We start from the raw sequence: 7,003 nt of genomic DNA on the forward strand, positions 1-7,003 counted from the left end.
TTCGTCGGCAGCGTCAGTTGTGTATAAGAGACAGATCCCGCCCAGCCGTTTCGCCACCGAGACCAGCGGGCGTACGGCCGCGAGTGCGTTCAGCAGCGGCGCGGTGCGCGTACGAGCCGCCCAGCGCAGCCACACCGGAAGCCACCCCATGGAGTAGTGGGCGGCCGGGCGGCGCCGCCCGGCGTAGTGGTGGTGCAGGAACTCCGCCTTGTACGTGGCCATGTCGACCTCGACCGGGCAGTCGGACCGGCAGCCCTTGCACGACAGGCACAGGTCGAGCGCGTCCCGGACCTCCGCCGACCGCCAGCCGTCGGTCACCAGCTCGCCTGCGAGCATCTCGTGCAGCAGCCGGGCACGCCCGCGCGTGGAGTGCCGCTCCTCGCCCGTGACCCGGAAGGAGGGGCACATCACCGCCGGGCCCGACACCACCGTCGTACGGCACTTGGCGACACCCACGCACCGGCGCACCGCCGCCGAGAAGTCGCCGCCGTCGCCCGTGTAGCCGAAGGCCACGTCGACCGGGCGGCGCGGCAGCACGGAGAACCGGAGGCCGGCGTCCAGCGGGGCCGGGCGGACCAGCATCCCGGGGTTGAGCAGGTCGTCCGGGTCCCAGACACCCTTGGCCCGCTCGAACAGGGCCACCGTCTCCGCGCCGTACATCCTCGGCAGCAACTCGGCCCGCGCCTGCCCGTCCCCGTGCTCGCCGGACAGCGAACCGCCGTGCGCCACCACCAGTTCGGCCAGGTCCTCCGAGAACCGCCGGAAGCGGCCGATCCCCGCCTCCGTCAGCAGGTCGAAGTCGATGCGGACGTGGATGCAGCCGTCCCCGAAGTGCCCGTACGGCGTGCCGCGCAGCCCGTGGGCGGCCAGCAGCGCCCGGAACTCGCGCAGGTACGGACCCAGCCGGGCCGGCGGCACCGCGCAGTCCTCCCACCCCGGCCACGCCTCGGTGCCGTCGGGCATCCGGGTCGCCGTACCGCTCGCGTCCTCCCTGATCCGCCACAGCGCACGCTGTGCGGACGGGTCGGTGACGACGAGCGCGTCCACGACGTCGGCCGCGCGCACGACCGCCTCCGCACGCGCGCGTGCCTCCCGCTCCGTCTCCCCGCCCGTCTCCACGAACAGCCAGGCACCGCCCCGGGGCAGCCCGGCAGCCGCAGCCGGCACCAGGTCCCGCGCCATCCCCTCCACGGTCAGCGGCCGGTACGGCAACAGCCCTGCCGCCGCTTCGGCCGCGGCGCCCTCGTCGGCGTAGCCGAGTACGGCCAGGGCCCGCGCGCGGGGTGCCTCCACCAGCCGTACGACCGCCTCGGTCAGCACGCCCAGGGTGCCCTCCGAGCCACAGAAGGACCGCGCCACGTCCGCGCCCTTCTCCGGCAGCAGGGCGTCCAGCGCGTACCCGGAGATACGGCGGGGCAGCTCCGGAAACCCGGTGCGCAGCCGGGCGAGCTCGCCGTCCACCAGCTCCCGCAGCCCGTCCGGCGCCCCGGCCCATCCCTGTCCGAGCCGCAGCCGCCGCCCGCGCGCGGTGACCACCGACAGCTCCCGCACACTGTCCGCGGTCGTCCCCCAGGCCACCGAGTGGGAGCCGCACGCGTTGTTGCCGATCATCCCGCCGAGCGTGCACCGGCTGTGCGTGGAGGGATCGGGCCCGAAGCGCAGCCCGTGCGGCGCGGCGGCCTCCTGCAGCCGGTCCAGGACCAGCCCCGGCTGGACGACGGCCGTACGCGCCCCGGCGTCGATCTCCAGCAGCCGGTTCATGTGCCGGGTGAAGTCCAGCACCACGCCCGTCCCGGTCGCCTGCCCCGCGATCGACGTCCCACCGCCCCTCGCCACCACCGGCACGCCGTGCGCCCGGCAGACCTCCAGCACCGCCGCCACGTCGTCGGCGTCCCGCGGGGCCACCACGCCCAGCGGGACCCGCCGGTAGTTGGACGCGTCCATGGTGACCAGCGCCCGCGCGGTGACATCGAAGGCCACGTCGCCGCGCACGGCCCGGCGCAGCTCCGCCCGGAGATCCAGGAGATCGGTCATTCGTCCAGCATGCACAAGGGCGTTCTGGACGGCCGTCTCATCCGACGGAATGCGTTTCACCCGGATTTCCCGAGCCGCTACGCTCGCGTCCGTGGCTGAGATCCAGATTCCCTCTGACATCAAGCCCGCGGACGGTCGTTTCGGCGCGGGTCCCTCCAAGGTGCGGACGGAGGCGCTGGACGCCCTCGCCGCCACCGGCACGTCCCTCATGGGCACCTCCCACCGCCAGGCCCCGGTCAAGAACCTGGTCGGCAAGGTACGCGAGGGCATCAGCGAACTGTTCCAGCTCCCCGACGGCTACGAGGTCGTGCTCGGCAACGGCGGCTCCACCGCCTTCTGGGACATCGCGACCCACGGTCTGATCGAGAACAAGTCGCAGCACCTCACCTTCGGCGAGTTCTCCTCGAAGTTCGCCAAGGCCGCCAAGCTCGCGCCGTGGCTGGCCGACCCCACCGTCGTCTCCTCCGACCCCGGCACGCACCCGGTGGCCGAGGCCGAGGCGGGCGTCGACGTCTACGCCTTCACCCACAACGAGACCTCGACCGGCGTGGCCATGCCCATCAAGCGGGTCGAGGGGGCCGACGAGGGTGCCCTGGTCCTGGTCGACGCCACCTCCGGCGCCGGCGGCCTGCCGGTCGACATCGCCGAGACCGACGTCTACTACTTCGCCCCGCAGAAGTCCTTCGCCGCCGACGGCGGCCTGTGGATCGCCGTGTTCTCCCCGGCCGCCGTCGAGCGCGCCGAGCGGATCCACGCGGGCGGCCGCCACATCCCGGAGTTCTTCTCGCTCCCCACCGCGATCGACAACTCCCGCAAGAACCAGACGTACAACACCCCGGCGCTGGCCACCCTCTTCCTGCTGAACCAGCAGCTGGAGTGGATCAACGACCAGGGCGGCCTGGACTGGGCGGTCCGCCGCACCGCCACCTCCGCGCGCACCCTGTACGGCTGGGCGGAGGACGTCAAGTTCGCGACCCCGTTCGTCACCGACCCGGCCAAGCGCTCCCAGGTCATCGGCACGATCGACTTCGCCGACGAGATCGACGCCGCCGCCGTCGCCAAGGTCCTGCGCGCCAACGGCATCGTCGACACCGAGCCCTACCGCAAGCTCGGCCGCAACCAGCTCCGCGTCGCGATGTTCCCGGCGATCGACCCGGCGGACGTCGAGGCGCTGACGAAGTGCGTCGACTACGTGATCGAGAAGCTGTAACCGCTCCTCGTACGACACCGAAGGGCGCCCGGCGGATGCCGCCGGGCGCCCTTCGCGCGTTCCGCTGCGACAGGCCGACGGCGACTCGGGGCGGCCCTACGTGCTCAGACCCTGCCGCTCCGGCGGACCCGGGCGGTCACCCGCCGGGCGTCGGCGCCGAAGACGGCCGACTCCGCGAAGGTGCCCCGGACTCGCTCGTTGGTAGAGGGCCATCGCTTCGGCGTCGTCCAGCCACCGCTCGGTGTGCCGGTCCTCGACGACGACCAGGCGGTCGTCCAGCACGCGGAAGGCGTCGACCGGTGACAGGCGCAGCGTGGCGTCCAGAGGCACGATCCCCGTCGGACGGTGTTCAGGCCCACCACGCCCAGGAGCCGGTCCGGTTGGGCCGCCGGTACGTCCGGCGGGCACACCGGGCCGACAGAGCCCCCTCCCACATGAGCAGGTGCAGTTGTTCTCCCGACCGGTACAGCCACTCCGCCGTCACATCCGGGCACGCACCGCGCCTTCCGCCAACCTGGCGAACCCGTGCGGTCACAGCACCAGCCGCGCCCGGACACGCCGAGCGCGGCCGTGCCTCCGGCCACCGCGACCCGGAGTTCTTATCGCCGCCCACGTGATCGGCCACTCCCGCAAGAACCGGACGTACAACACCCGGGGCTGTCCGCCGGGCGACCGCGATCAGGTCGGTCCTCGTGGTCAGGGCCTCGGTCCGGCGCCGGTGGCCACAGTCCACGCACGGCAGTGCCTGCCCTACCGCTTCGGCGCAGCCGCGGTCGCACGTTCGGATGGCGTCCCGCCAGGTGGCGCAGGGCATCAAGGTGCCGGAACCCGCGGGTGTGGGACGGCCGGCTCCGCCGGATCGAGCGTCCGACCCGCCTCAGCCGGGTACTTCGCGGGCTGCTGCTTACCTGGAGATCGCCACGGACCTCGGACCGGAACGCGAAGGGCTTGACCGCCTGCACCCCTTCGTGGGGCACGCCCCCCCGACGCCCGGCCAGGAGACACCTACCCCTCTGAAAAGTGTGAGCACCTCGGCCTCCAGTGCTCACACGCCGCTCATTTGAGTGTGTGAGGGACATTCACCTGCCGGGTGCTCACCTTTTCAGCAGCATGGGTGCCATGAACCCCCTCCCGGGAGATCGCGTCCCGCCGGGTGGCGTAGCCGGTCAAGTACGCGGAACGCGCAGGTCACCGCCGCATCCACGCGGTTCAGGGGCCGCCCATGGCGCTGACGGCAGGTCAGCCGTGCGTGATACGGAGCCGTTCCATTGCCTCATGGGGTGGCCGGCGTGCGGCTTACCGGAACGCTTCGAGCAAGGTCGCTTGCACCACGGGGCGGGGCACGATCGAACGCACAGGGCGGCCACCGCTGAGTGAGACAGTCGGCAATGATCGGTGCATGAACGAGATCGTGCTGATGTCGGATCCGAAGATCGCGGCAATCCCGGTGGCCGACTGCGGCGAACCACTCGTTGACGTCCGGCTCCGGGAATGCCTCGCCGTCGACTCTCGCAGGGCCGATCGGTCAGGGGCGTTCGCGCATCTGCGAGAAGGGGTCCTGACCCGCCTTCTCAAGGCTCAGAAGCTGCTTCCGGACGGCATCCGTCTGTTGTTCGTCGAGGGATACCGGTCGCCCGCGCTGCAGCGCCACTACTTCGAGCAGTACGCCGCCGAACTGCGAGCCGGCAACCCGGACTGGTCGCCCGCGCAGGTTCGCGAGGCCGCGAGCCGGTACGTGTCCCCGCCGGAGATCGCGCCCCACAGCGCCGGTGCCGCGACGGACCTCACTCTGGTCTCCGCCAACGGGCGGGAGCTCGACATGGGGACCCGGATGAACGCCAGCCCGGAAGAGAGCGACGGTGCCTGCTGCACGAACGCCGGCAACGTCGGCTCCGAAGCGCGGGCCAACCGGCGGATGCTCGGTGCCGCACTCACCGCTGTGGGCCTGGTGAACTACCCCACCGAGTGGTGGCACTGGTCCTACGGCGACCGTTACTGGGCTTTTTCCACCGGAGCCGGCAGCGCGATCTACGGGCCGCGGGAACTCGGATGAGCTGCGGGAGGCAGGCGTGCAGTGCGAGGATGATCTCCATGTCGTCTTCGGTCATACAGCTCGCGCTGCACCGGGACAGAACGTGACGAGATCACCGGCGGTGCCGTCGACTTCTTCGGAGTGGCCGCGGCCGGCCTGACCTGGCTCGACAAGGAGGTGCACTTCGGCGTCAGGCAGCAGGGCCGTCTCGTGGCGCACGCCGGATGGGTGCAGGTGCCGCTCTCAGCGGGTGCTGTCCGTCTGCGGGTGGCCGGCCTCGGTGGCGTGGCCGTGGCACCCGCCCTGAGAGGCCGGGGACTGGCACGCCTGGTAGTGACGGCGGCCATGAAGCACGCACGCGGCCTGGGCATGGAGCACGGCTTGCTGTTCTGCCGGCCGGATCTGGTCCCGCTGTACGAGCGGCTGGGACGGCGGGTTCTGCACGACGACGTTCTGGTCGAGCAGCCCGACGGCCCCGTCCGCATGCCGCTGCGGACCATGTGGGCGCCGCTGGCCGAGGGTGCGGAGTGGCTGGCCGGGCAGGCACGCCTCCTCTCGCTCCCCATGTGATGCCTGCCGCCGTGAGGGTGCGCTCATGCGGGCGACCACAGGCCTGAACCGATCGGCGGCGGTTCTCGGCACAAGTTTGAAGCGTCGATGGGTTCTGCCGTCTTCTCGGCCCCGTGTCGGTGCCTCGCGCTTTCCCGGCCCCGGGGCGTAGCGGTACCGGGGCGGACGTCCCAGGGCGCTCGGCCGTCGAAGTGCGCGAGCGCCCTCGTGTGTCATCGGGTGCAGGACATCGGGGTCGACACCGGTGGCGAGGGAGACGCTGATGGCTTCCTGGCCTCGGAGGAGCGTCGCCCGGCGGGCGGGGACGCCGAGACGGCAGTCGTCCGCCTTCACCCGTCGTGCCGGGCCGAGGGCCGGCGGCGCATCGGCCAGCGGTGTCCGCAAACGGTGAGCGAGCGCTTCGCGCCCGGAGTCCAGGGCTTCTCCCCGGCAGTGGCGGGAGGGCGGTCGGCAGGGACCGCAACCCGCTCCCGCGGCCGACTCTCCGGGGCGGCTGGTCAACCGTCCTGCGGACAGCGCCCGTCGGACTCCGTCGGTCGCCCTTTCTCCTGCCAGGAGACATGTGCGTACGTCCGTACGCTCCCTACTGTACGATCGTACGCATGCCGAAGGGCCACTTCGCCGACGACCCGCGCACCCACCTGGAGCGCATGCTCGCGGGCGACCTGTACATCGCCGACGACCCGGAGATCGCCCGGCGGCAGCAGCGCGCGATGCGGCTGGCCGCCCGCTACCAGGCCGCCTACGTCGAGGACGCCGGCAGCGCCGGGCCGCTCCTGGCCGAGCTGCTCGGCGCGGTGGGCGAGGGCGTCGACGTGCGGCCGCCGCTGTACGTCGACTACGGCAGCAACATCACCATCGGCGCCCGCACGTTCGTCAACTACAACCTGACGGCACTGGACGTCGCGCGGATCAGCATCGGCGAGGACTGCCAGATCGGCCCGAACGTCCAGCTCCTCACCCCCACGCACCCCGTGGAGCCGCAGCCCCGGCGCGACAAGCTGGAGGCCGCGCTGCCCATCACCATCGGCGACAACGTCTGGCTCGGCGGCGGAGTCATCGTGTGCCCCGGGGTGACCATCGGCGACAACTCCGTCATCGGCGCCGGCGCGGTGGTCACCAGGGACGTGCCCGCGAACGTCGTCGCGGTCGGCAAC

General features: G+C 72.0%; 5 protein-coding genes. 4 read left to right on the plus strand and 1 reads right to left on the minus strand.

The genetic code is table 11. The features are described from left to right. Window positions 1-2,125 precede the first annotated feature (2,125 nt). Complete coding sequence (gene serC, locus C1I97_RS27555; protein WP_111005849.1) at window positions 2,126-3,244, plus strand: phosphoserine transaminase; 1,119 nt, start codon at window positions 2,126-2,128, stop codon at window positions 3,242-3,244. A gap of 96 nt (window positions 3,245-3,340) precedes the next feature. Here serC and C1I97_RS27560 read toward each other — a convergent pair whose 3' ends face one another. Continuing rightward, window positions 3,341-3,574 (minus strand): hypothetical protein, encoded by a 234-nt coding sequence (locus tag C1I97_RS27560; RefSeq protein WP_111005850.1) that lies wholly within the window; start codon window positions 3,572-3,574, stop codon window positions 3,341-3,343. Between the two features lie 1,069 nt (window positions 3,575-4,643). On the opposite strand from C1I97_RS27560, the gene C1I97_RS27565 reads away from it, so the two are divergent. From C1I97_RS27565 to C1I97_RS27575, 3 genes are all read left to right on the plus strand, one after another. Beyond that, a complete protein-coding gene (locus C1I97_RS27565) occupies window positions 4,644-5,297 on the plus strand; it encodes a M15 family metallopeptidase (RefSeq protein WP_111005851.1) in 654 nt (217 codons plus the stop codon). Window positions 5,298-5,417: 120 nt separating this feature from the next. Then, on the plus strand, window positions 5,418-5,846 hold the full coding sequence (locus tag C1I97_RS27570) for a GNAT family N-acetyltransferase (protein ID WP_309147831.1): 429 nt from the start codon (window positions 5,418-5,420) through the stop codon (window positions 5,844-5,846). A 602-nt stretch (window positions 5,847-6,448) separates the two neighbouring features. Continuing rightward, a partial coding sequence (locus C1I97_RS27575) for a sugar O-acetyltransferase (protein WP_111005853.1) occupies window positions 6,449-7,003 on the plus strand: 555 nt, incomplete at its 3' end.

The sequence above is a fragment of the Streptomyces sp. NTH33 genome (assembly GCF_003236365.1).
In the GTDB taxonomy this organism is placed as follows: Bacteria; Actinomycetota; Actinomycetes; order Streptomycetales; family Streptomycetaceae; genus Streptomyces.

Excerpts from the sequence above, each read along its gene's own strand:
- C1I97_RS27565 (WP_111005851.1), top strand. The coding sequence starts at position 4,644 with ATGAACGAGATCGTGCTGATGTCGGATCCGAAGATCGCGGCAATCCCG.